Consider the following 26,772-nt stretch of genomic DNA (forward strand, 5'->3'; position numbering starts at 1 on the left):
CCACTTACTGCGTAACATCAGATCTTAATGTCATTGAGTCGTAAATATCCTTCAGAACATCTTTTCTTCATACCAATCCAATCATTAGGCTAAGATAGCAAAAAATGAAATATTGATTGATTATTTTACGTAAATTGTAAAATAATGACCAAGGTGTAACAATGTAGATACGAAATATGGAAAGTTCGATCGCACACGTCAAAGAAGAACGTGAAGAATGGTATGAGCACACATTAGAAGAACACCTATTAGAAGTTGCTAAGTTAGCCAAAATGTATCTTGGGCAAGAAAGCTCAGAGTGGCTAGAGCTTGCAGGTAAATGGCACGACCTTGGAAAGTATAATCCAAAATGGCAAGTTTATTTAAAAGACAAATCTGGCTATCAACCTAACGCACACATAGAAGCACAAGACAGGCCAAACCACTCTACAGCAGGAGCAATCCACGCTGTCAGAGTATTAGGCGATGGAGTAGGTCACATACTGGCTTATATCATCGCGGGGCACCACGCAGGGTTAGCCGATTGGAATACCGCTGAATCAAGCAAAGGATCTTTAAGACACCGACTCAATACATCAGAAAATGAATATTTTAGTTCGTTAAAAGCATCAGTTAGTGAGGATATTTTACAGCACACGATTCCCGTTTTACCTAACTTCGTGAAAGATATTCAATGCTTATCACTTTGGATGAGAATGCTCTTTTCAAGCCTAGTAGATGCTGACTTTTTAGATACCGAATATTTTTTTAATAGTTATCAATCAAAACAAAGGTCACAGTATCCCAAGATTTCAGAACTATCGAGCAACTTCAACACCGCATATTCAAAACTTACAGAAAATGCAAGCGAGACAAGCCTCAATCGTGTTCGTGGGGATATATATAACTCATGCTTGAAAGCAGCCGAATTAGCACCCGGCATATTTAGCTTAACTGTTCCTACAGGTGGTGGAAAAACGTTATCAAGCCTAGCATTTGCGTTAAAACATGCAACGCATCATGCAAAAGATAGAATCATCTACGGTATTCCCTTCACCAGTATCATTGAGCAAAACGCGAAAGTTTTTAAGGAGTTTTTAGGTGAAAACTCAGTCTTGGAACATCACAGTAGCATTGAAGTAACTGAGGGAAAAGAAGATCGCTTTTCTCGACTAGCTTCTGAAAATTGGGATGCGCCATTGATAGTCACCACCAATGTTCAATTATTTGAGTCTCTACACTCCTCTAAAACCAGCCGTTGCCGAAAACTCCACAACCTAAGAAATAGCGTCATTATATTGGATGAAGCACAGCAACTACCTAGAGACTTTCATAAACCAATTACCCAAGTGATGCAGCAACTTAGTGATCACTTTGGTGTAACTTGGGTTCTATGCACAGCAACACAACCAGACTTTTCACCCCAAACAGATGCTTTCGGAAAAACACTGCTCGAAGGTCTTTCACACATACGTGAAATCGTTGATAGGCCGTCAGAGCTAGCTCAAAAGTTAAAACGCGTAAACGTAGATTTACCAAGCAATGACTCCCCCGTTACAAAGTGGGAAGAACTCGCAAGTGAAGTCGGGGAGCTTGATTCTGTTTTGGTCATAGTTAATACACGCAGACACGCAAAAACTTTATTCGACCTACTTCCTACGAATACTGGAAATTACTACCTCTCTGCAAACATGTGCGCTGAACATCGGACAGAAGTAATCAGTGAAATTAAACAACTGCTACAACTTAAGAGACAGGGAAACAATCAACCTTTAAGAGTTATCAGCACCCAATTAATAGAAGCGGGTGTTGATGTCGATTTTCCTGTGGTCTATCGGGCGATGGCAGGCTTAGACTCTATTGCTCAATCGGCAGGACGTTGCAACAGAGAAGGTAAGATCCAAAACCACGGAAAAGTTATCGTCTTCAAGCCTGAAGAACGTTCTCCCATTGGTTTTTTGAGACAAGGCGAAGATACAACTCTAGCACTTATTGCATCAGGAAAGCTTAATGACCCTCTATCACCAGAGAGCCTTCATGCATACTTTAGTCTAATGAATGAAAAAGGTGACCGAGACAAGCACAATATCGTTGACCTCCTCACTCCAAAAATGTCAAAAGACTCCCCTTTAGATATCTCATTCAGAAGTGCTTCAGAGAAATTCAAGCTCATTGATAACAATGGTGCCCCTATCATCGTTCCTTACATTAAAACTGACCAAAAGAAAGATGATGAAAGCCAAGTTTATGGCTGGTTAGACCACTTAGAAAGAGACCCACAAAACAACAAGTGGGTTTACCGAAAACTTCAACGCTATACCGTTACATTACCGGAGATGTTTATAGAGCAACTTAACAAAGCCGGTTGCTTAGAGCAGCGAGCAGGACTAAGTGTATTGCTCGATGTCCACTACAGTGAAAAATGGGGTGTCGAAACACCAGACGCGCTGATTGACGCTGAAAAATACATAATTTAACCGAGGCATAAATGAAATTTTGCATAGAAGTATCTGGAGATTTCGCTTGTTTCACAAGACCCGAAATGAAAGTTGAGCGAGTGAGTTACGATGTAATCACCCCTTCTGCCGCTCGTAGTATTTTTGAAGCTATTTTATGGAAACCAGCTATTCAATGGCATATCGATAAGATTGAAGTACTTAAACCCATTAAATGGGTAAACCTTCGCCGTAATGAAGTAAAGTCTGTCATATCAACTCGCAGCGTGTCTACAGCAATGAAAAAAGGAGAAAGGCTTTCGATTTATGCCGATGACTCGTCACAAAGACAACAAAGAGCAGGATTATTTCTACGCGATGTATCGTATCGGCTTCATGCTCATTTTACCTTAACCAACAAAGCAGGCCCGGGCGATAATATTGCCAAGTTCAGAGATATGTTCAACCGGAGAGCCAAAAGAGGCCAATGTGTTAATCAACCCTACCTAGGGTGCAGAGAGTTCTCCTGCGCGTTTGAGCTAGTTGATGAAACCTCACAAATAACACCTGCCATTAATGAAAGTCGTGATTTAGGATGGATGTTATTCGATCTTGACTATGACAACCCTAACGACCCCTCTCCTTTGTTTTTCAACCCGTCAATAAAGCAAGGCGTAATTAACGTTCCTGAACGGCAAAGTGATGAGGTGAGAGGATGATTCTTCAAGCCCTTTGCGAATATTATGATCGCAAGCAGTCTAATCCAGAAACAGCTTTGGCAGAGTTTGGTTTTGAAGTAAAAGAAATACCATTTTTCATTATTCTTGATAACCAAGGACTATTCATTTCACTCGAAGATGCACGTGAAATGGATACCAAGGGAAAACCAATTGCAAGAAGCTATCTAGTACCAAAGGCAAAAGGACGAAGTGGTGCAAAGTCATATGAAACCGCTAACTGTCTTTGGGATCATTATGGATATCTAGTTCAACAACCCAAGGTCGACAAGCCTGATGCAATCCCTACCGAAAAAGAAAAAGCACTCGCTAAAAATCAGCATGATAGCTTTAAGAAAACCATTAAAGAACTGTTTGATGAGTGCCCGGCAGACGCTGGAATCAAAGCCGTTTGGACATTTTTAAATAACCCAAATGAAATCGAAAAAGTTAAGAACTCAGAGCACTGGCACGAAGTACTAAAAATCAAGGGCTGTAACCTTAGTTTCAAATTAGTCGCTGAGCAAAAATTAATTTGTCAGTCTCCGGCAGTGATTGACTGGATACGAAAACAGCCACCAGACCCTAAAGACACACAAGATGGTATTTGCTTAGTCACAGGTGAAATAAAACAGGTTGTCCGTTTACATGACCAAATATCTGGTGTGAATCAGAAACCTGCTCCATTGGCTTCGATCAATGAAGAGGCTTATAACTCCTTTAATAAAACCAAAGCATTCAACTTCCCGGTCAGTGTTGAAGCAAATTTTAAGTACACCACTGCGCTCAATTACTTACTAAGAAAAGCCTCGAATAGTAAATTCCGTATAGGTGATACTAGTTACGTTTGCTGGTCAAACAAAGAAAACCAACTTGAATCATCCTTTGCAAGATTCTTTAATCAGACGGATGACCCTGACGCAGGAAGTGAGGCCATCAAAGCTTTATACGGATCTTTACATAACGGGGCTTACACTGAAGTAGATGGTACTGATCAATTTTATATTCTAGCGTTATCACCTAACTCCGCTAGAATTTCCATTCGATTTTGGCATTCCGGCACTGTAGCCAGAATCAGTGAAGACTTAGGGCAATGGTTTAATGACCTTCAAATGCTAGGTGTAGACCACTACGACCTTCCTAGCCTAAGAAATTTACTGCGTTCTATGGCATTTATGAATGATGAGAAAAACTTGCCACCTAATCTGTCAAGTGATTTAGCAGGCGCAATACTTACAAACCGCCCCTTACCTCAAATAATTCTACATTCAATTATTCGCCGTCTTCGTGCAGAGCAAGGTCGCGGAGTACGACCGACAAAGCAAGGGCTTATTAAGTGCCCAATAATTGACTATCACCGCGTAAGCCTGCTTAAAGCATATATCAATAGGAAACAGCGTGTGCTTAACACACAACACAAGGACATTACATTGAGACTAAATACACAAGAAGATCGTATAGGTTATCGCCTCGGGCGGCTATTTGCCTTACTTGAAAAACTGCAGAAAGATGCTCAAGGCGATACCAACTCTACAATCGCTGACCGCTATTACAGTAGTGCTAGCTGCACACCAACCTCTGTGTTTGGGACTCTTATGAGAATGCACGTCAATCATCTAAAGAAACTACCTAAAATTGAATATCGAATAGCCACTGAAAATAAGATTGCTGAAGTTATGGAACAAATCCCAACGTTCCCAGCAAATCTAAATCTTGAAGATCAAGGACTTTTCGCAATCGGTTATTACCATCAAAAACAGCATTTATATTCCAAGAAAAAAGATCAAGGAGAAACAGAATGAGCTTATCAAACAGATATGAGTTTGTACTACTGTACGATGTTAAAGACGGCAACCCAAATGGTGACCCTGATGCGGGTAACCTACCCAGAATTGATGCCGAAACAGGTATGGGGCTAGTCACTGATGTTTGTATCAAACGTAAAATACGCAACTTCGTGGAACTGACTCAAGCTGGCAAACAACAAAATAAAATTTTTGTTCGTGAAAAATCAATACTCAATAACATGATTGATGAGTCTCATGAACAAGAATCAGTAAAAGAAAAGGCAAAAGTTGACCAAACTGAAGCTGCTCGTGAATGGATGTGTGAGAACTACTACGATATTCGTACTTTTGGCGCAGTTATGAGCACGGGGAAAAATGCAGGTCAAGTACGTGGCCCTGTCCAATTAACCTTCTCGCGCTCGATAGATCCTGTTATAGCCTCAGAACACAGCATCACTCGCGTTGCTGTTACAACAGACAAAGATGCTGACAAGCAAATTAAAAACTCTGGTGATGTAGTTGGAACAATGGGGAGAAAATTCACTATCCCTTACGGTCTATACCGTTGTCATGGGTTTATTTCCGCTCACTTGTCTAAACATACTGGCTTTGACGAAGAAGACTTGGAACTACTTTGGCAATCACTGATGCAAATGTTTGACCATGATCGTTCTGCTAGTAGAGGTGAGATGAGCGCGAGAGGTCTATATGTATTCAAACACGACTCTGAGCTAGGCAATGCACCAGCCACTAAGTTGCTAGAGTTGATTCAAGTAACCAAAAACAATGACGCACCAGCTAGGCAATTTTCAGACTATACAGTTAGTGTCGATGAGTCATTGATTCCACAAGGTGTAGTTCTCGATAAAAAACTAGACTAACAACGGACTTCCCTCATGCCGGAAAACTTCTTAGCCATATCCGCCCTGCAACATTACGCATACTGCCCAAGGCAGTTTGCACTCATTCATGTTGAACAGGCTTGGGCAGAAAATCGCTTCACGGCTGAGGGTCGTATTCTTCATGAACGGGTGGATTCCAACGAGGCCGAACAACGTAAAGACATCCGATATGAACGTAGTGTTTTAGTGAAGTCAGAACAATACCGTATTCAAGGAAAAATGGATTTATTAGAAGTTCATGGTCGCGAAAACAAACGTTATTTTCCCGTTGAATACAAACGTGGCAAACCCAAAACTGATGACTGGGATCGTTTGCAACTTTGCGCTCAAGCATTGTGCATCGAAGAAATGCGAGATACTCGTGTTGAGGAAGGCGCTATTTGGTACTGGGAAGCGCGAAAACGTGAAAGTGTCATAATTGACGATGCACTGCGACGCGAGACTATCGACGCCATTTCACAAGCTAGCGATATTCGAGAACGTGCCATTACTCCTCCCCCAACTTCACAAAAGAAACGCTGTCAGGGCTGTTCTTTATATCACCTTTGTGAGCCTAATCTGTTCTCAAAAGATTGGTCAGCTAACTACATCGAATCTATTGGCGAGTGAGGCGCAACTACTATGAAGAAACTACTGAATAGTCTTTACATCAACCAACAGAAAACCTATCTGCATAAGCAACGTGAAACTATTGTTGTAAAGCTGGAGGATAAAAAGCTAGGCCAATTTCCTATTCACAATATTGGCAATATCGCTTGCTTTGGGAATGTCACGGTTTCCCCATTTCTGATGGGGTTTTGTGCAGAGAACAATGTCAATCTAACGTTTTATACAGAGTATGGGCGCTATCTTTGTCAGGTTACAGGAAAACCCGTTGGTAACGTTTTGCTACGTCGTGAGCAGTTTCGTTGGGCTGACAGTGCTGAAAAATCTGCTGATATAACACGCTTAATTATTGCCGCAAAAGTGGCTAACAGCCGCGCTGTGTTACAACGTGAACTTCGAAATCATGGTGATAATCCAGATATATCAGCAGTTATCAAACAGCTAGCAGCCACAATTCGACGCTGTAAAGTTTCAAATGATGTTGATCAGTTGCGTGGCTTGGAGGGTGAAGCTGCCGCAAACTATTTTGGCGTATTCAATGACCTAATTCGCGTCAAAGGCTTTGAATTTAGCGGGAGAGTTCGACGACCTCCGACTGACCATGTGAACGCCCTGCTTTCGTTTGCCTATTCGTTAATTACTCAAGAATGTGTTTCTGCTTTAACTGGAGTTGGATTAGACCCTTATGTTGGCTTTCTGCATAAAGACAGACCGGGGCGTCCGAGCCTTGCTTTAGACTTATTGGAAGAGTTTCGCTCGTACTGGGCTGAGCGGTTTGTTTTAACACTGATAAACCGAAAACAGTTTCAGGAAAATGACTTTATAGTTGAGTCCACTGGCGCGGTTCGTTTAACAGATACAGCACGTAAACAATTTTTGACGGCTCACCAGGAGCGCAAACAACAAGAGATTCAACACCCCTATTTATTGGAAAAAATTCCTATCGGTTTGTTGCCTCATTGCCAAGCTATGCTATTAGCTCGCCATGTTCGTGGAGACACACAGCATTACACTCCTTTTTTGGTAAAATGACATGCTAGTATTAATCACTTATGATGTTTGCGTCACAACGGATGGTGGTACTCGACGCTTACGCAGAATCGCTAAAGTCTGTTTGGATTATGGGCTAAGAGTACAAAACTCTGTTTTTGAATGTGAGGTTGACCCTGCTCAGTTTGCTTTTTTAAAAAATGAACTGCTGGATATTTACGAGCCTGACTCTGATAGCCTACGCTTTTATATGCTGGGCAAAAAAGGACGCCAGCGTGTGGAGCATTTTGGCGCTAAAACCACGGTTGATGTACTTTCTGACTCACTTATCTTGTAGTCCGCTAACCTATTGTTCTCATAGAATCTCTTGTCTTTAGCGGAAGGCTAAGCAACTGTTCTTTAACAATTTATTTAATGATTATTGCCGTGATTGTATTTTTATGGTTTTGATTTTTTATGTTAGCGGATATTTAAGTATTTGCCGCGTTTAATCATAAGGTTAGAATGACGGCTTCGCTCCCTTCACGGGGGCGTGGATTGAAACATCAAGACCAGAGATTTTACGGACTTGTGTACCGTTTCGCTCCCTTCACGGGGGCGTGGATTGAAACTTATGTCACCTTTAAAGTTATAATAACTCTGACTTTCGCTCCCTTCACGGGGGCGTGGATTGAAACTGGCAACAGAAGCCAGTAAAACATCGGTTTACAGTTCGCTCCCTTCACGGGGGCGTGGATTGAAACCTGGTATCGGTGGCTTTGTAGGTGGCGCACTGGGTTTCGCTCCCTTCACGGGGGCGTGGATTGAAACTGATGTGTTGGCTGCTATGAGTTCTGTACTGGAATCTTCGCTCCCTTCACGGGGGCGTGGATTGAAACTAATCAACTTTAGCTAGATAAACGGCAATTAATCAATTCGCTCCCTTCACGGGGGCGTGGATTGAAACCAGTCATAAACATAAACAGCGCCTTGGTCATTAGCTTCGCTCCCTTCACGGGGGCGTGGATTGAAACACGGTAACTCGGGTGATACAGGTTTGGCAATGCGCTTCGCTCCCTTCACGGGGGCGTGGATTGAAACTGCAAACTGCATTTCTCCAAATAATTCGCTGAACTTCGCTCCCTTCACGGGGGCGTGGATTGAAACGCTGCACTTTCGCGTGGTATACGCCTCGTTAACATTCGCTCCCTTCACGGGGGCGTGGATTGAAACGCTGAAAACAAAACTTAATTTATCAGCCCAACTCTTCGCTCCCTTCACGGGGGCGTGGATTGAAACTATTTCCTGACCTTGCTCATTCTCAAACCATAAGTTTCGCTCCCTTCACGGGGGCGTGGATTGAAACAACTTGCTCAGTAGAATGTATTTTTGCGTTATTGTTCGCTCCCTTCACGGGGGCGTGGATTGAAACAAAGCGCGTAGATAGACGATGCTTAAGCATATACTTCGCTCCCTTCACGGGGGCGTGGATTGAAACTACGTAAACATCCAGAAACGAGCCTTGCATAATATTCGCTCCCTTCACGGGGGCGTGGATTGAAACATGTTCCATCGAATAAACCCTATCTTGTGATTTGTTCGCTCCCTTCACGGGGGCGTGGATTGAAACAGTACCAATATCGAGAATAGTTTTGGGTATATTTTTCGCTCCCTTCACGGGGGCGTGGATTGAAACCTTTACTTGCCCGAACCCCATAGCCTGTACGCTGGTTCGCTCCCTTCACGGGGGCGTGGATTGAAACCATTGAATAAACCCTGTCTTGTGATTTGATTAGTTTCGCTCCCTTCACGGGGGCGTGGATTGAAACAACGTAAATCATCTAGTGAAAACTTCCATCCATTTCGCTCCCTTCACGGGGGCGTGGATTGAAACAGTGCTTACTCTGTACATTTTGTTATGGTACTACAATTCGCTCCCTTCACGGGGGCGTGGATTGAAACGTGCAGCTCTTTTGCTGCTTGCTTGATTCTATTCATTTCGCTCCCTTCACGGGGGCGTGGATTGAAACAATCACTCGCTCGTAATAACGGGTCTTTTCAGCTTCGCTCCCTTCACGGGGGCGTGGATTGAAACATTGAAGTAACGCATTTCTGTTAACACCTCTAAATTCGCTCCCTTCACGGGGGCGTGGATTGAAACACTGATTCCCACTCCTTCTGCATTTCATCAAAGAGTTCGCTCCCTTCACGGGGGCGTGGATTGAAACGCTGACTTATTGCCTAATAGTGCAGAACCTGGCGTTCGCTCCCTTCACGGGGGCGTGGATTGAAACTATTTATTTATGAAAAAGGTGTACTTAAATCAAATTTCGCTCCCTTCACGGGGGCGTGGATTGAAACTTTAGCTTCCAGCGTGTCAATGGCTGCAACTTGGTTCGCTCCCTTCACGGGGGCGTGGATTGAAACAAAGAAATGATTAAGCGTGAATACCAGTTACTGAATTCGCTCCCTTCACGGGGGCGTGGATTGAAACCTTAGGTGCAGCCTTATCAACATCGGACCACATCTTCGCTCCCTTCACGGGGGCGTGGATTGAAACAAGCTGAAACAATGGTAGTAAACCCCCTTAAAGGATTCGCTCCCTTCACGGGGGCGTGGATTGAAACTGAGAGAGGCGAAGCCGAACGGCAGCAAGGAGGGAATTCGCTCCCTTCACGGGGGCGTGGATTGAAACAGGGAGTTCTGAACGATTAGAAAGATGCTCACCCTTCGCTCCCTTCACGGGGGCGTGGATTGAAACTGTATGTAGTATGGGCGTTTCAGGCTCGTTCTGCTTCGCTCCCTTCACGGGGGCGTGGATCGTCAATAGGAAAATACACGGCAAAGGTCATCAAACGGCTAAACAATATGTCTATACCGGCACCTTTAATAACAATCAGGAACATGGGCAAGGCACAATTATCTTAGCAAGTGGTGGGCAATTTATTGGTTAGTGGGTTAACGGAAAACCAATCCGCTAAGCAAATATCTCTTTCAAAAAGCCAGTCATCCGCACCCAAGCTTTATCTGCCACTTCCGCATGATAAAAGTAGCCTGTTTCGCGGTTACTGGCCTCCGGTTTCATAAACGCATGACCAGTGTGTCCGTAAGCATCCAGTTCCCAATCAGCGCCTTTCTGCGTGAGTTCTTCAGCCAGTGCCAGCACAGCTTCAGGCTTAGCCAATGGATCATCCCAACCATGCAATACCAGTAAGGGGGTACTAATCGCCTGATCACGATTAAAATCAGGTGCATCCAATACCCCATGAAAGCTCACTGCACCCGCAAAACTGAGTCCTGAACATGCTAAATCCAGCAGACATTTGCCTCCGAAACAAAAGCCAATGCCTGCGATTTTGTCTTGATCAACTTGCGGCAGCTGCCTTGCTGTTTCGTAAATCAATTGCATACGGCTCAAGAGAAACTGACGATCCGCATTAAAATCCGCCATTTTGCCAAATGCCGCAGCCTCAGTACTGGCATCAAAGCCTTTACCGTAAAGGTCTACGACCATGGCAAGGTATCCCATTTCAGCGAGCTTATTTGCTGACGTCTCTTCCAGTGAGGTTCTTCCCCATACGGTGGGTGCAACTAGTACACATGGCAGTTTTCCTGTCGCATTCTCAGGATAAACCAATAAGCCTTCGTAATGACCGTGCTCATCCCCGTATTCAATTGACTTTTTAATGACCATCAAGTTTAGCCTGTTCAACTTCAAATCCCACAATATTCCGATCCACTTTACTAAACTCCACACCCACCAAATGAATCATTTGCTTCAGGTGACGATATTTATCCGCATACGCCTTCTCTTTTATCTGCTGTAGGGCGTTACCTTCCGGCACTAGCTCAACCACTTTAAATTCAAAAATATACACTTGCTCGTTAAACCTAATCGTCATATCAATACGCCCTAAGTTGGTACAGTCTTCAACGATAACGTCTAAGCCTAATGCTGCGAAGTAGGAGTAGAAAACACTGGCGTAATAGCCTTCGTAATTTTGAATTTCATTCTTTGAATACCAGTGATGGGGAATGCTGGCAAAGAATCCGTGAAACAGTGATTTCAAACCATCAAAGTTGTTAGCGCGTAGTAATCGAGACAGTTGAATACGTTGTTTCACCTGACTTCCACCGTCATACACTAACTGCTTGAGCACGCTATTATTGAGGCTTTGGTAGACTTCTAAATTCGGGTAGCCCAGTTCGTAAAAGTTGTTACCTTCTATGTTTTCAACACTGCTAATCGTTAAATAACCACTTTGAAACATCAGCGCTTCTATGGTGATGTTTTCGATTTCAAAGCTGGATAACAACTCATCATCACTGGTTAGATTGTTTAAGTTGGGCGTACTGATTTGGCGTTCGCGAATTAGATCAACCAAGAAGGTGGGCGTGCCCGTTTCAAACCAGTAGTTTTTAAAGGCACGAGTTTTAAACAACTTTAAAATATCAAAAGGATTGTAAACCCCTTCACCCAGCCAATTGTAGCCGTTGTACCACTTCCTGACTTTGTCACGGTCTAAGCCGTCTAACTCAGCAGCAAACACCGTATCAATATCCTGATCTGTGTAGCCGCAAATGGTCGAATAGCGCGGATCAAGAGTGATGTCATAGAGGTTATTTAAGCCTGAAAACAGACTCACTTTTGAAAACTTACTGACACCGGTTAAAAAGCTAAACTTGATATGGGCATCATAGTCTTTGATCGTACCGTAAAACCCCCATAGGAAATCACGATTCTCTTTGGCAATATCAGGCTGATTTATCGCATCTAAAATAGGCTTATCGTATTCGTCAATCAGGATGACAGCTGGCTGGGCTGATTGTTGCGCAACATACTTAATAAGCTCCTTGAAGCGGCCAGAGCAAGAGCTGCTATCAGGCTTGAAGCCAACTGTTTTTTCAAATTCAGTCAGCTGTTCCTCTAATTGCTGTTGTAAATTTCCTTCAATAGAGAAATTTCCACTGCCGAAGCTGATACGAATAACAGGGTACTTAAGCGACCAATCCCACTGTTTATGTGCAGCCAAGCCTTGGAATAAAGGCTCATTACCTTCAAATAGCTCTTTCAAGGTATCTAAAAATAAGCTTTTACCAAAACGACGCGGACGGGACAGAAAGTAATGTTTTCCATCATCTATCAACTTCAACGCTAAATCCGTTTTATCCACATAGTAGTGGCCGTCAGCACGAATTTCGCGGAAGTTCTGAATGCCAATGGGGAGTTTACGTCGCTTCATTATGTGTCTGTTTATAGATGACTAGAGTACCAAGTTTAGCATGAAATATTCCGCTAACACCTGAGCCAATCTATGAAGGACATTCACGCCCAATCCACACCACCAAAGCAGTCCCGCCGAGTGTATTTTGATAATTGAAATACACTCGGCGGGACGACCCACTAACTAGTAGGGATGTTTTTCATTAGCCCAAAGAATTTAATGAAGGGGCCGGCCATTTTAGGATTCTTCATCATTGCAGCGTAGTCACCACTAAAGAACTTCAGCTTGCCAGCTGCATAAGCCAACCCTAAGCCTGTCATACCAATTCCTTTTGATGCCCACTTTATCCAGTTAGCACGATCCGCGCGCATGTCCCAATCTGCCGTTTCACCAGCATATGCCCCCGCACGCACGCAAATTCCTTTTTCCACGACAAACACTGCCACAGGATCTTTATCGTCTTTAAACCCGTATGTAATCACTGAGTCAAACCCGATATCAGCCAGTGCCTGACAGACCCCCGGCTCATTGTTCCACTCATTCTTTAACGCATCCATCCACTCATCTGAAAACAAATCAGCCATGATTCTCTCCTTGCTCATTAATATCGGCCTGTGATTATCTAGTCTGAGTGGGTATTAACCAATATCAACAAAGGGTTAAGCAACGTTATCTGCCCCCAATTTCACACCCTCTTTCGCCTCAAACATCACCTGAAAAATAGTCTCTATGGTGTTCTCAAACGCATCTGACTCAAACAATTCAGCTGGCTGACCACCACGATATAGCAGCTGATAATACGCATCATATTGATACTCACTTTGAAACGCTTCCAGTGCGACTTCCTGCGGTGTTTTCTTGCTTCGGCTACTGGGTTTAAGCAGCCGCTCGACATAAGCAACCGAGGCTGACGGTAAGATAGGACTTAGCGCCGTCTGTGCTTCACGGTAGGCATCAAGCAGTGATAATAAATGCCTCTGTGGGTTCTCAAGCGTAGCAAACTTCCAGGAACCATCCATGTGCAGGAAGAAACTTTCAGTAATCCCCGTGACCGCTGGTGCATCACTATTCAAAAAAACCAAATGATTCAACCACGCCATCAACTGGTCTCTGGCTTTGCAACGCGCATAACGGTAAAGCAGATTCCCCCGCTCATAAACACCATCCAGAGTACCTCGTAAGCGATAATCACCAATAAGATAATCAATTGCTAATGGATCTTGTTTTTTCCCTAAGTCCAACCCACGCAGTTTCTCTACAAATACTCCCAGTTCTTGCGACATAGTCTCAAATAACTGATCACCAAGTTCGCCATGTGGCCAACGTCCCTCGGCCCGCAGTCGTTTCAGGAAACCATCATCCACTGCCAAATCATCATCACTTAAATGACGCCCCAACCATTCCTGATTGATGAAGAATTTCTCCAGATTGTCCAGTTCAAAGGACTCACTAGGTACGGTGATTGTTTCCAGCCCTTGCAGTCGGGTTTGCAGGTGATTCTCAACAAAATAACGTTGTGGATGATTATAAAAGCGGAACAGGTCCTGCAAATCCACTACCATTTCCCGAGCAGGTTGCTCTCTGCCGATCAACTCGCCTTGCCACCATGGCTGTGTTTCTGAGTTAGTCTGTGTTTGCAGGCGCTTTGCAACCCCCAAGGCTGCTTTAGAGTAGCTAAATAGTTGTGTGCGATCGTTTTCGCCAGCATGTTGTGGTGAGAAATACCTTGGGCTGTGCGCCTGAAGCGGATGCTTGATCACCACTTCATTCGCTTTAATCAGGTAGTATTGCTCCAGCACATCCAGTAATTCAGAAACCACCACCGAAGGTGGAATTTCATCGTTATTTTTAATCGATTGACCGAGATAACTGATCATCACATGCTGCCTTGCAGAGACCAGAATTTCTAAGAATTGATAGCGTTCATCAGCACGTCGTGAGCGGTCTCCCCGACGAAACTCCGTATCCATCAGGTCAAAGGCAGCACGTCCGTCAACATTGGGGAACTCTCCTTCGTTCATTCCCAACAGCCCAATCACTGAGAATGGAATGGCGCGCATCGGCAGCATGGAACAGAAAGTCAGTTGGCCACGCATAAAGCCGGTTGCCGTTTTTTGCTCACTGGCGGTGGACTCCAGATAATCAATCAGCACCACTAAAGTCACGGTTTGAGTATAGTGTTCTGCAGCCTCTGACATGGTATTAAACAACTCACGCAGTTGACCCCATGGCAGTTCAAAGTCCTGGTTTTGAATCAATAAATGCTCTGCGTAGTAGCGTAACTTCTCCACCCACTGTGCTAGCGTGTACTCACGGGCAAGGTCTTTTCTGGCTTGTTTGATCAGTTTGAAGTAACTGTAAAAACCTCCCAAGGCCTGTGCTTGTGAGCCTTCGATATCACTGTACGGCAAGACATCATCACAAAATGCCTGATCATCCGGTACGGCATAGCCCATCAGTAATCGTTCCAGGCCGGCTTGCCAGCTGTTCTCACTAAAGTGACCGACACCCAATTCCTCACGGTGCAAGGCTGACTCTCCCCAGCGAATGCGCGTTTCAGAAATCCAGTGCTGGACTAACTGTAAATCCGCCTCAAATAAACCGAACTGCTCACTCACTGCTGGCTCTTCAAGCACACTCAGCACGTCGCCCCACAGCAAGCGGCTCTGGCTTAACTCAAAGAAGCGTAACAATATATCCAACAGATGGTTACTCCGGCGCAAACTGCGGTCAGCAACCGCATACGGAATATCATCAAACGTCGCATCGATATAAGGAAGATAGGTTTGGATATCGGGCGCCATAATCACAACGTCCCGCAGATCTAAATCAGGATTAGCCTCAAAACAAGCCACTAACTGATCTTTCAATACCTCCACTTCACGCATTCGCGAATGACAAGCATGGATTGATAAGCTGCAGTCCGTGGCACTGAGTGAAAAATCCTCACCGGCCTGATTATTCAGAATATCATTTTGCAGCTGCTGCAGCAGACTGAGTTCGCCCGAAGACTCCACCGCATCGAAGGATGAAATCTCAATTTCATTGGCCTGCTGCTCCAGCAACAACACCTGAAAGTCTCTCCCCTGCTGCCCCAGCATCGCCAGTAATGGATTGATCGGCAACTCATCCGGCTCATGGATTTTGCTTGCTTGCAAAGATTGTTCTCTGAGCTGTTTTTTGACCGACTGATTGCTCTCAGCCCAAAACTCCTGACAGGGATTTAACAGGTAAAAATGCACCTGAATATGTTGTGACAAAGCCTGCAAATAAGCTAAATACATCGGTGAGAGAGTATTAATGCCTAATACTGAAATACGCTCAGGTAAGATCTGCGTTAGATCACCACGACGCTTATGCTTTAACTCATCGATCGCTGCGAGCCAACGTTCTCCATGATGCGATACATCGACCGAATCATCTTGTCGGCTAAGTAGTTGTCGCCACAAAGCAGACTGCCAACGCTGCGTGCGCTCAGTGACCTCATTGGAATCTTGCAGCTCAATTGACTCACCACGCTCCCACAAGGCCAACCAATCCGGACGCATAAATTGATATTGATCGTATAAATATGCCAACTGCTGAGCCAACTGAAAGCGTTTTCGATCCACAGAATCACCTTGCAAGTATTGCGACAAGGGCTGATACACAGGATTACTAAGGTCACGCAACATATCCTCAAATTGCCATAGCAGGCTTTCCCGACTAAAGGCCTGTTGCTCAAGGCTCAAGCCAAGCTTATTGGACATGGCATTAAAGAATTTCGCAGGGAATAAGTACTCGAAGTTAGCCCACAGTCTGGAACGCTCCGCTAGTTGCTGTGACAACCAGCGCTCCATCCCTTGGCTCTGAATAAGAAACACCTCTTTAGAAAGTACCGACTGCTGAGGCGCCTCAAGTATCTTTGTCAGATGCTCAAGTAAATTTTCAGCACGGTTAGATGTATGTAAAACAAACATAAATGATCTCTTTGCTTTCTAAATGGATGGCGTAGTAACAAAAACCACAGGTTTATTGCAGACGGCTTATCGACCTTGTCGGAAATTCAGCTAGCAGCTGCTTTAAGTCGGTACACTAAACAGTACCCCTGACGTAAACGACATTGTATATGTTTTCAGAAATAACAAAAATTATAAGATCGGGTCTGAATCGAAAACTCGCCAGTATCGTGTTGTTTAGCATTGTACTCGTAGAGTTCATCATTCTGTTCCCCTCAGTCATGCATTACAAAAAGCATGAGTTAATAATGATTGAAGATCATGCTCAGCTCCTGATCTCTACAGTAGACTCCGCATTACTGGCTGGCCACCCAGTCGATGATACTCACTCCCTGACCTTACACCTGAACAATCACAAACTGGTCACGGGTTACGCGGTATGTAATAAAGAAGGTTGCCTAAGCCGATTTGGTGAAAACATACTTTCCTCCAGCATTAACACAGGAGAGGATCAAACTCAGCTGTTTAATGATGAAACACGAATGGAGGTCACTCGCAAACTTCAGGTTCAAGACGCGTCATCACTACCACACTGGATTATCCTCAGGATTGACTCCAGTAACTTACGAGGTTCAGTGACTCGCTACCTCTGGAATATCATCGGCTTAATTTCAATTATCTCTGTTTTTGTGACCATCGCTACGCTGATCGGTGTCGCTTACATTGTTATCAAACCCATTCTGCGTCTGAAAAACACCATGTGTATGGCGATGGAAGATCCTACAACACCCGCAAATTTTATGCTGGAAACGCAGGTGAATGATGAAATCGCTGACCTGACACAGACCTATAACCGCCTGTTGTTTGACCTCAACCACTATCAGGAACAACTGACTGAATCAAAAAGAGAAGTCGAACGTGGCTTGTCATCCAGCGAGGCTCGATGGAAGTTCGCACTGGAAGGGTCAGGAGATGGAATCTGGGATTGGTCACCTAAATCAGACTACATCTTTTTTTCCAAACAAATTGTGGATCGTCTGGGTTACGAGGAAGGTGAGTTTGAAGAAACAATGACTTTTTGGGGCAACCTGATCCATCCGGATGACGTTGGACCCTCAACGGAAGCAATACTGGCGCATCTTAAAGGTGAAACAGAGGACTATCATTTTGAACACCGGGTTCGCCATAAAGATGGTCACTGGGTGTGGATTTTATCCCGTGGCATGGTGATTAATCGTGACGCGAGTGAAACAGCAATCCGTGTCGTCGGGACGCACACCGACATAAGTTCTCACAAAGAGACCGAAGCACTGATCTGGCGACAAGCCAATCTTGACCTGCTAACGGAACTGCCTAACCGACGTTTGTTTCAGGAAAATCTGTGCAAGTGCATGGACAACTCCCGCAAGAGTGGCCTACCGATGGTGCTTATGTTTCTGGATCTGGATAATTTCAAAATCATCAATGACACGCATGGTCATAAAACGGGCGACACCTTACTACAACAAACCGCACAACGCCTGAGAGACTGTACACGTGACGGTGATATCATTTCACGTCTGGGCGGCGATGAATTCACCATTATTCTGGAAAATGTACAAGACGACAAAATCGTCACACATATCGCGGAAAATGTTCTGCAGGAACTGGCCAGACCTTTCCAGATTAGTATGGAAATGTTCCACATCACAGCCAGTATCGGTATTACCTACTACCCGCACGACGCCATTAATCACGAAACCCTGTTAATGAATGCTGACCAAGCCATGTACGCAGCCAAAGAACAGGGGCGTAATCGTTACTGTAACTTTACGCAGGCGATGCGCACCCGTGCTCAAATTCGCATGAGAACCATCAATGAGTTACGTACGGCGGTGAACGAAGAACAGTTCGAGGTCTACTATCAACCGATTGTAGACATGACGACTGGCAGAATCGTTAAAGCTGAAACCCTGATTCGATGGCAACATCCGAAATATGGTTTGCTGGGTGCAGACTCGGTCATTCGCTTGGCTGAAGAGACGAGCATGATTGTCGATATCGGTAACTGGATATTCTATAAAAGTGCCGAACAGCTGGCGATATGGCGTGACAAATACGATCCTGAACTAAAAATCAGCGTGAATACCTCAGCCAGTCAATACCGCGATGAAGGCTGTGTAGTTGAGGCTTGGTTTAACCATATGGAAAAGATTGGCTTGCCCAAAGATGTGCTGATTGTCGAAATCACCGAAAGTATGATGCTCGACTTCAACCAGGACGTGACCAACAAGCTGGACGCATTCAGAAACGCCGGGGTGCAAATAGCCTTGGATGATTTTGGAACCGGCTACTCTTCACTCTCCTATTTACAACAACTCAATAGCGACTTCTTAAAAATCGATCGCTCGTTTGTGAGTAATATTACGGAGAACGAACGCAACATGCTGTTGTGCCGTGAAATCATTAACATCGCTCACATCTTTGGTATGGAAGTGATCGCTGAAGGCATCGAAACCATTGAGCAAGCTAAATTACTGGCAGCCAGTGGCTGCGACTATGGTCAGGGATATTTGTACTCCAAACCGATCTCTGCCAGAGAATACGAAGACTTGCTGATACACCAATCCAGTAAAGCGCACAAACCGGTTTGGCTACTGCCCGGCTAATCAGGAGTTAACAACGCTAGAGAACAGGTTGATCACAACGACACCAGCGATGATGAGAAACATTCCCAGAACAGCGGGCAAGTCCAGTGCTTCTTTGTGGTACAACACACCGATGAGGGCAACGAAAACAATCCCCAGTCCTGACCAAATGGCGTAGGTAACACCAAGCGACAGCTTTTTCAAAACCAAAGTAAGTAAGAATAATGAGACGCAGTAACAACTCAGGGATATAACCGTTGGCCATAAACGGGTAAACTGATTTGACGATTTCAGGGCGTTTGCTGCAATAATTTCAGCAAGGATGGCGATTACCATAATGGCGTAAGTTTTTGTCATGCTCTGTTCGCTGTATCGAATAAAATAATGTGGCAGTTGATAACATCATATTAAGGTATAAGCAACTATTTGCCGTTAGCAATGACTGAGGAAGTCTATTCACATGAAGCTTGCAACGATTAATCTCTACCAATTCGCAGAGCAGGACAAGTACTGGTACGAAAAAGAGGATAACAATCGTTATCAGTCACGGGAATGGAAGAAAAAACAGCGTTGGGTCAAAGAGCAACTGCATGCGATGGATGCTGATGTTGTCGGCTTTCAGGAAGTCTTTAGCGTGGCGGCACTTGAGAAACTGGTCAAACAACAAGGCTATGATCACTTTGTCACTGCTGACTCACCTAAAACAGATCCGGATGACCCATCGATATTCATCAGTCCGGTTGTGGCGTTAGCATCGCGCTTTCCTCTTAAGAATCTGCGTAAAGTCACTATTGATGAGGCGGTCAAACAAACGCTGCCAGTGGCTGACAATTTCAAATTCAGCCGCGAACCGGTATGTGTGACCGTCGAAACGCCTGATCTTGGCGATGTACTGACATACGTGGTGCACTTAAAGTCGAAACGCCCGGTCATGGACCGCGACATTGAGTATGATGAAAACACACCTTGGCCAGAGCGCTTTCGCGATACCATGCTAAGGCGCTCTCGTGGCGATGTGTTGTCGATGATGCAACGCGGACTGGAAGCCACCCTGCTCTACCATGATGCGATCAGCCAAATTGACGCCTCACCACAATTAGTTGTCATGGGTGATCTTAATGATCAGGAAATATCTTCACCTATCGATGCTTTGACCCAGCGACAAAAGATTTATGAGATCGGTGGCATTGAAGATGAGGAGTGGCCGGAAGGCGCAAAGCATGCGCTACATGATCATCGCCTCTATGACAGCTTTACCATTACGCCGGGCATGCGCGCCAAAACCAGACCCTATACTCACCTGCACCGTGGTGAGCCGGGCGTGCTGGATCATATCTTAGTGTCTAATGCATTAAATCCACTGAACAACGAAGCGACTGGTGAAGTCTGTGACTATCAGGTATTAAACCGTCATATCAAACACGATGATATCGACAATAAATTGCAAACTGACCATGGCTTGGTATTTATAGAAATCATGCCGTGCGAAGTACCGGTTGCAAACAAATCACCGGCTAAATCATTCACTACACGACCCAAGCGGATCTGGACTAAGCAAGCCACTGCCTGTGAACTGGAGCGATTAAAGTTCATTGAAATGGCGGGGGGTGTTTATCAATCCCGTAAGAGTTATCGCCAGTTTAAGTCGCAGGATAAGTGGGATCACTTCTGGTCATTCTTCTTTGACACCAATCATGGCTGGGTAAAGTCCGTCTACGGCTCTATTCCAGTGAGCACACTGATGCAAAAAAAGCGCCATACGATCGAGCATATTGTGCCGCGCTCCTTTATACAGGAATATCTGATTCGCAAACGGATTCCCAGGAATGTGCGCTTTGGTGCTGAAACAAACCCACTCAATCTGGTCCCTGCGGATCGCACCCTAAACTCGCAGCGCTCAAGCTTTCAGTTCGATTTTAATGATGACAGAGTGGTACGCCCTGAAAAGATTCACCTAAACCCGGATGCCTATGCCAGCACCGGGATTGATACGGATGAGCAATGGGTCGTGCCTAAGCGTTCTCAGGGCGATATTGCCCGCGCCATACTGTATATGCTGCTGGTCTATGAAATCGATGAGCTCTACCTTGATCACATCAAAACACTGGTGCATTGGGCCAAAGTGGATGTGCCGTCAAAGTGGGAACTGGCCTATAACGAGTGGGTTATGGAGACACACGGTATTCGCAATCCCTTTATTGACAGCGAGGCGCATCGTCTTGACTGGCTCAATGATGACGAACTTCTCAAAGGCTTGCTATGCCACGATCAGCCACGCGCAAAATAAATCCAATATCATACTAAACAGGCATTTCATGCGCCACGCCTTAGCAGTATAGTTCGGCTTTGTAAGCACCGGACGCTGATATGTCTTTCTCAGAATCATTCCGGCTGCAAATCATCGTATTTGCAGTCGTTGCAGCCTCATTCACCAACATTTACCTGACTCAGCCAGTGCTACCGGTACTTCAGGCAGAGTTTTCGGTGGATATGGTTCAAGCATCTCTCAGTGTGTCCGCAGTGATTATGGGGATTGCCTTATTCAACTTACCCTTCGGGCTATTAGTTGACCGCATAACCATTCAGCCGATCATCCTTATGGGTGGATTCGCAGTAGCTGCAGGCGGCATTGTCTGTGCCATAACGGACAACCTGAATCTATTGATTGCCTCCCGTTTTGTACAGGGAGCCTTTATTCCGGCGCTGACCACCTGCATCGCGGCCTATCTTGCCAAGACCCTGCCACCCGAACGACTCAACATCGTGATGGGTTCATACGTATCAGCAACGGTCGTTGGCGGACTTGGCGGACGTTTATTAGGTGGTTTTATTCATCCGCCGTTGCATTGGCGATATGCATTTGTCTCTGCCGCCGTGTTGATCTTGGTTTCCTCCATCATCGCCTACAAAGGCCTGCCTAAACAAACTGAAGAATCAAGCCGCAAGCGTAGCAATATCAGTTATTGGCAGTTACTAAAGCAATGGCAGTTCTTCCGTTTATTTCTATGCGCAATGGGTAGCTTTGCAGTGTTTTCATCTGTGTTCAACTACCTGCCATTTAGGTTGGTCGCCGACCCGTTTAATTTCTCAACGGGTGCCATCACTTCGCTCTATCTGGCTTACATCATGGGAATTTTTATGGGGCCAATCTCAGGGCGTATCAGCAACCGTTTAGGCAGTGGCAGCACACTCATCGCGGGTAGTGTAATACTGGCCTCCGGTTTAGCGATGATTTCATTACCTTCAATCGTTGCAATCGTGTGTGGTTTAATTTTGGTGTGCATGGGCTTCTTCGGTGTTCATGCTGCTGCCATTGGTGCTCTAAACCGCAAACTCAGCAGTGGTCAGGGACGTGCTAATGCACTTTACGTTTTGTTCTATTATGTCGGTGGCAGCCTGGGAATCATGGCATCCGGTTTAGCGTACGAGTATGGCGGCTGGGGACAAGTCATGATATTGTGTGGCTCATTAGTGTTAATTCCCCTGGTAGTTGGCTACTTCGAAAAGCACTCAGACACAACAGCCAAAGCCTAATGTTTCCCATAAACACTATCGATAATTCTAATCTGAATTATCGGCTATCTAAGCAAGTATTTCTAATAAGTATCCGCTATGCTGTGAGCAGGGTGAATATCATTCATTAATTGAAAGCCAAGGAGTGAAATCATGTCACGAGAAGTTGTTGTTTTAAGCGCTGTACGTTCAGCAATTGGTGGTTTTGGTGGGTCATTGAGTTCGCTGGAGCCACACGAACTTGCCGGTCAGGTCATGAAAGAAGCCGTTGACCGCTCCAATGTCGATCCGGAAAACATAAATTACGTCACCGTTGGAAACTGTATTCCGACCGATTCACGCTTCGCTTATGTGTCTCGCGTTGCTGCTATTCAGGCAGGCTTGCCGATGGAATCTGTGGCGATGACTGTCAATCGCCTGTGTAGCTCAGGCTTACAAGCCATCGTTTCAACGGCACAATCCATTATGTTGGATGACTGTGACTACGGCGTCGGTGGCGGTGTAGAAGTGATGTCCCGCGGCGGCTATATGTCTCCGGCAATGCGTTCTGGTGCTCGCATGGGTAATACTGAAGTCATTGATATGATGGTTTCAACCCTGAATGATCCGTTCGGTGTGGGCCACATGGGTGTCACAGCAGAAAATCTCGCCGAGAAATGGGATATCAGTCGTGAAGAGCAGGATGCCTTCGCTGCAGAATCACATCGTCGTGCGGCGCTTGCGATCGAAGAGGGTCGCTTCAAATCACAAATCGTTCCGATCACCATTAAAACGCGCAAAGGTGAATTTACCTTTGACACCGATGAGCATGTGCGCCCCGGTACAACCGCTGAAAAGCTATCTGGCATGCGCCCAGCGTTTAAAAAGGATGGCTCAGTCACCGCGGGTAACGCCTCAGGTATCAATGATGGCGCTGCATTCTTCGTGATGGCGGCGGCTGATGTTGCTGAAAAAGCCGGTCAGAAGCCAATTGCACGTCTGGTGTCTTACGCCGTTGCCGGTGTACCAAATGAGGTGATGGGTGAAGGCCCTATTCCTGCTTCTAAGTTAGCACTAAAAAAAGCAGGTCTGACGCTGGATCAGATGGATGTAATCGAGTCTAACGAAGCGTTTGCTGCTCAAGCACTGGCCGTATCAAAAGGCTTGGGTCTGGATATGGAAAAGACCAATCCAAACGGTGGTGCAATCGCACTGGGCCATCCGGTTGGCTGTTCAGGTGCCTTTATCGCTACCAAAGCGCTGTATGAACTAGAGCGTACTGGCGGTAAATACGCACTGGTTACCATGTGTATTGGTGGTGGACAAGGTATTGCTACTATCTTTGAGCGCCTATAACCAGTTCGCACAAATAGCACGAACGCCTACCGCTGGTGTGAGAACATTTTTCTCTTAAGCGGAAGTACTCAGCCGGTTGTGAAAAATCGGCTGAGTACCCTCCACCGCTCATCAGGGTTTAAGCTTCGGTTTAAAGCCACATCCCGTATACTGTCAGTACCTAGAAAAAATATAATAACGGTACGTCCTCATGATCTCTCACAGACCTCTCCTCTCTGTAATACTTGGCTTAATGGCCTTTTTTCTCCTCAGCACAAGTGCCACAGCGGGTGACTATTTCAAACGCGAAATAATGATTGGTGAGGAACTGCGAGAATACTATGTCTATGTACCCAACTCCCTGAAAGGCAAAAAGAACCGCCCTGCGATCATCGCGTTTCATGGTTTTAAATCCGACGCCGGTGGCTTTCGCTGGTTGATCAGTCCGGACAAATGGGCGGACAAACATGGCTTCGTCATGGTCTACCCCAATGCGATTAAAAAGAGCTGGAACGCTGGTAAAGGCATGGGCAGACAAAACACCACCAGCGACGATGATCGTTTCGCTGCAGAACTCCCCAGCCTGATTGTTGAGCGTCATGATGTTGCGGTTGACCGCGTCTACGCAATGGGGTTTTCCAATGGTGCCCAGGTGGTGGCAAAAATGGTCTGTCATCATTCTGTACAAATCGCCGGTGCAGCCATGGTTGCGCAATCACTGAATGAGGATGATTGCCGCCCTGCTTACAAAGTGCCAGTGGTCATTATGCACGGCATGCAAGACCCTGCCGCACCCTACAAAGGTGGCGGTAAATTCAAACTGCGTTCTCATCAAGAGAGTCTGGCCTTTTTTAAAGACTGGTATGAGATTAAGGCTGAGAAAAAAACAGTAAAGTCTGACAAAACATTCAAATGTTCGGAATATAAAGACAACGATAAAACCGCTGTAGTTGGTTGCAGTATGTTTAATGACGGCCACCAATGGCCCGGCTCGCGCGACTTTTTAGTCAAACAGTTAGGAACCACCAATAAAAGTCTATCCGCCAATGACTACATTATGAGCTTCTTTAAGCGCTATAAAGGCATTGCGCCTTACATGGGAGATGCTACGCCAGCGACAAAGCCAAAGGCTAAACAAGTCGCTAAGAAGCCTGCTGCTAAAAAGCCTGCACCAGTGAAATCAACACAGGCAAAACCATCGCCTGCTAAATCAGCACCAGCAAAACCAGCTCCGGTTAAAAAGACAAGCAACAAGCCTCAAAAACTAAACCAAAACAAACACCAAAGAAAAAGGAAACGGCCAAACCAAAGCAATCAACCAAAAAGCCGGTCGTGATCAAACCAAAAACTAGCAAAAAAGCCGCTGCCAAGCCCCAAAAGCCTGCCGAGCAAAGCGCCAAAAAGTAACATCTCAGGCGGTTATAAAGGCGCGCTCACTTTATCAAACATTGATACCACCCTTAACTAAATGGAGATTGACACAGGCCGGATGATACTTAAGACTAAGAATCATTCTTATTTAGATTAGAAGGGCTATATGCAGCACTCACTTTCATTGGCAGCCTGCACGGAAAAAGACACCGTACACATACGTGAGATCACCACAGACAAAGCCACGCGTATTCGTCTGTTAGGCATGGGTATAGGCAAAGGCACCCGTCTGGAAGTGCTGAGAAACCGAAAAGGTGATGTCGTACTGGGCAGCGGCAATAACCGCGTCAGCCTGAGTCGGAGTGTCAGTAACGGTATTCTGGTCACCCCTACCGAGCAGGCCGCATGACAACACAACACTGTAGAAAAAATACGGGTGGAAGCTGCTCAGCCTCTGCCAACTACACGCAAATTGCTCTGTTAGGCAATCCCAACGCCGGTAAAACGACACTATTCAACCAACTAACAGGCGCAAGACAACGCACTGGTAATTGGCCGGGCGTCACCGTCGAGCGCAAAACAGGTCTCTGCTGCTTGCAGGATGAAGATCTGGAAATCATCGACCTGCCGGGCACTTACTCCTTAGATGTCAGCGACACATCCACAGATGAACAAATCGCCCGAAACTTCGTTCAGGAAAATCCGGATACGCTCTACCTGAATATTCTTGATGCCACCACATTAGAACGCGGTTTATACCTAAGCCTGCAACTTCGTGAGCTAGGCGTGCCCATGATTGTGCTGCTGAATATGATGGACGTCGCCAAACAACGCGGCCTCGACATTGATATTGAAGCACTGGAAGCCCAACTGGACTGCCCTGTATTTGCGATTTCCTTACGCGAAGACAATGCCTTAAATAAAATTATCCGTCCCATCTGCAGATATAGCAAACCACTACAGGACGGCTTTGTGCTGAGCTATGATCCGCAGGTAGAGTCAGCCGTTGCGCAACTGCAATCCGCAAATAACAGCAACCGCTCACAAGCACTGGAGCAGCTACATCTTGCGAATGACGAGCTAAGCCAGTCACTTAATCAGAAAGTAGAATCTCACTGCAATGAAGAAGTAGATTTTCTACTGGCTGATGCGCGCTTTGATCACGCCACCAAAATGGCCAAGTCCGTCAGTAAAATACGCGGCAAAATCAGCAAACCGCACTCCGACACACTGGATAAATGGATACTAGGCCGCTGGACAGGTGTGCCCATCTTCTTACTGATGATGTATCTGCTGTTCTTCTTCAGCATCAATCTTGGTGGTGCATTAATCGACTTCTTTGACCTCTCGGCACAAGCGATTTTTGTTGATCCTAAAATACTCAGTTAAA

At 45.4% G+C, this 26,772-nt stretch carries 20 protein-coding genes and 1 CRISPR repeat array; of the genes, 15 read left to right on the plus strand and 5 right to left on the minus strand.

Going from position 1 to position 26,772, the window contains the following annotated elements:
* Positions 1-176: 176 nt before the first annotated feature.
* The 8 genes from cas3 to DKW60_RS24730 all read left to right on the plus strand — a co-directional run bounded on the left by cas3 (position 177) and on the right by DKW60_RS24730 (position 10,348).
* Entirely contained in the window at positions 177-2,456 is a 2,280-nt protein-coding gene (gene cas3 / locus DKW60_RS17445) for a CRISPR-associated helicase Cas3' (protein ID WP_109838950.1), read from the plus strand.
* Between the two features lie 11 nt (positions 2,457-2,467).
* A complete protein-coding gene (gene cas5c, locus DKW60_RS17450) occupies positions 2,468-3,133 on the plus strand; it encodes a type I-C CRISPR-associated protein Cas5c (RefSeq protein ID WP_109838951.1) in 666 nt (221 codons plus the stop codon).
* On the plus strand, positions 3,130-4,932 hold the full coding sequence (gene cas8c / locus DKW60_RS17455) for a type I-C CRISPR-associated protein Cas8c/Csd1 (RefSeq protein WP_109838952.1): 1,803 nt from the start codon (positions 3,130-3,132) through the stop codon (positions 4,930-4,932). The genes cas5c and cas8c overlap by 4 nt, the downstream gene beginning before the upstream one ends.
* The gene (gene cas7c / locus DKW60_RS17460; protein WP_109838953.1) at positions 4,929-5,798 is read left to right on the plus strand and encodes a type I-C CRISPR-associated protein Cas7/Csd2; all 870 of its coding nucleotides are present in this window, start codon (positions 4,929-4,931) and stop codon (positions 5,796-5,798) included. Before cas8c ends, cas7c begins: the two co-directional genes overlap by 4 nt.
* Positions 5,799-5,813: 15 nt before the next feature.
* Positions 5,814-6,428, plus strand: a complete 615-nt coding sequence (cas4, locus tag DKW60_RS17465) for a CRISPR-associated protein Cas4 (RefSeq protein ID WP_109838954.1) — start codon at positions 5,814-5,816, stop codon at positions 6,426-6,428.
* Between the two features lie 12 nt (positions 6,429-6,440).
* Complete coding sequence (gene cas1c / locus DKW60_RS17470; protein WP_109838955.1) at positions 6,441-7,457, plus strand: type I-C CRISPR-associated endonuclease Cas1c; 1,017 nt, start codon at positions 6,441-6,443, stop codon at positions 7,455-7,457.
* Between the two features lies 1 nt (position 7,458).
* Complete coding sequence (gene cas2, locus DKW60_RS17475) at positions 7,459-7,752, plus strand: CRISPR-associated endonuclease Cas2 (protein ID WP_109838956.1); 294 nt, start codon at positions 7,459-7,461, stop codon at positions 7,750-7,752.
* Between the two features lie 175 nt (positions 7,753-7,927).
* Positions 7,928-10,221: a CRISPR direct-repeat array (repeat unit 32 nt; unit sequence TTCGCTCCCTTCACGGGGGCGTGGATTGAAAC).
* Positions 10,222-10,228: 7 nt separating this feature from the next.
* On the plus strand, positions 10,229-10,348 hold the full coding sequence (locus DKW60_RS24730; RefSeq protein WP_109838969.1) for a hypothetical protein: 120 nt from the start codon (positions 10,229-10,231) through the stop codon (positions 10,346-10,348).
* Positions 10,349-10,371: 23 nt separating this feature from the next.
* Here the strand turns inward: DKW60_RS24730 and DKW60_RS17485 are convergent, their stop codons facing one another.
* The 4 genes from DKW60_RS17485 to recC all read right to left on the minus strand — a co-directional run bounded on the left by DKW60_RS17485 (position 10,372) and on the right by recC (position 16,578).
* The gene (locus tag DKW60_RS17485) at positions 10,372-11,088 is read right to left on the minus strand and encodes a dienelactone hydrolase family protein (protein WP_109838957.1); all 717 of its coding nucleotides are present in this window, start codon (positions 11,086-11,088) and stop codon (positions 10,372-10,374) included.
* The gene (locus DKW60_RS17490; protein ID WP_245929729.1) at positions 11,078-12,637 is read right to left on the minus strand and encodes an ATP-binding protein; all 1,560 of its coding nucleotides are present in this window, start codon (positions 12,635-12,637) and stop codon (positions 11,078-11,080) included. Before DKW60_RS17490 ends, DKW60_RS17485 begins: the two co-directional genes overlap by 11 nt.
* Positions 12,638-12,798: 161 nt before the next feature.
* Positions 12,799-13,203: an SCP-2 sterol transfer family protein gene (locus DKW60_RS17495; RefSeq protein ID WP_109838959.1), complete on the minus strand. Its 405-nt coding sequence runs from the start codon at positions 13,201-13,203 to the stop codon at positions 12,799-12,801.
* A gap of 75 nt (positions 13,204-13,278) precedes the next feature.
* Positions 13,279-16,578, minus strand: coding sequence for an exodeoxyribonuclease V subunit gamma (recC, locus tag DKW60_RS17500; RefSeq protein WP_109838960.1), 3,300 nt, complete (start codon positions 16,576-16,578; stop codon positions 13,279-13,281).
* A 287-nt stretch (positions 16,579-16,865) separates the two neighbouring features.
* Between recC and DKW60_RS17505 the strand changes: the two genes are divergently transcribed.
* Positions 16,866-19,205: a GGDEF domain-containing phosphodiesterase gene (locus tag DKW60_RS17505; RefSeq protein WP_181389764.1), complete on the plus strand. Its 2,340-nt coding sequence runs from the start codon at positions 16,866-16,868 to the stop codon at positions 19,203-19,205.
* Here DKW60_RS17505 and DKW60_RS17510 read toward each other — a convergent pair whose 3' ends face one another.
* A complete protein-coding gene (locus tag DKW60_RS17510; protein WP_109838962.1) occupies positions 19,206-19,541 on the minus strand; it encodes a DMT family transporter in 336 nt (111 codons plus the stop codon). It lies immediately after the preceding gene.
* Positions 19,542-19,644: 103 nt separating this feature from the next.
* Here DKW60_RS17510 and DKW60_RS17515 point away from each other — a divergent pair, with 103 nt between their 5' ends.
* The 6 genes from DKW60_RS17515 to DKW60_RS17540 all read left to right on the plus strand — a co-directional run bounded on the left by DKW60_RS17515 (position 19,645) and on the right by DKW60_RS17540 (position 26,771).
* Positions 19,645-21,471 (plus strand): endonuclease, encoded by a 1,827-nt coding sequence (locus tag DKW60_RS17515; protein ID WP_109838963.1) that lies wholly within the window; start codon positions 19,645-19,647, stop codon positions 21,469-21,471.
* Between the two features lie 80 nt (positions 21,472-21,551).
* Positions 21,552-22,718 carry an MFS transporter gene (locus tag DKW60_RS17520; protein WP_109838964.1) on the plus strand — a complete coding sequence of 389 codons (1,167 nt, stop codon included), beginning with the start codon at positions 21,552-21,554 and terminating at the stop codon, positions 22,716-22,718.
* 132 nt (positions 22,719-22,850) lie between these two features.
* A complete protein-coding gene (locus tag DKW60_RS17525; protein WP_109838965.1) occupies positions 22,851-24,032 on the plus strand; it encodes an acetyl-CoA C-acyltransferase family protein in 1,182 nt (393 codons plus the stop codon).
* Positions 24,033-24,222: 190 nt separating this feature from the next.
* Positions 24,223-25,347, plus strand: coding sequence for a CE1 family esterase (locus DKW60_RS17530; protein ID WP_109838966.1), 1,125 nt, complete (start codon positions 24,223-24,225; stop codon positions 25,345-25,347).
* Between the two features lie 201 nt (positions 25,348-25,548).
* A complete protein-coding gene (locus tag DKW60_RS17535) occupies positions 25,549-25,791 on the plus strand; it encodes a FeoA family protein (RefSeq protein ID WP_109838967.1) in 243 nt (80 codons plus the stop codon).
* Positions 25,788-26,771, plus strand: coding sequence for a FeoB small GTPase domain-containing protein (locus DKW60_RS17540; RefSeq protein ID WP_109838968.1), 984 nt, complete (start codon positions 25,788-25,790; stop codon positions 26,769-26,771). The genes DKW60_RS17535 and DKW60_RS17540 overlap by 4 nt, the downstream gene beginning before the upstream one ends.
* Position 26,772: the final 1 nt, after the last annotated feature.

It is taken from the genome of Leucothrix pacifica (genome assembly GCF_003172875.1).
Taxonomy (GTDB): Bacteria; Pseudomonadota; Gammaproteobacteria; order Thiotrichales; family Thiotrichaceae; genus Leucothrix; species Leucothrix pacifica.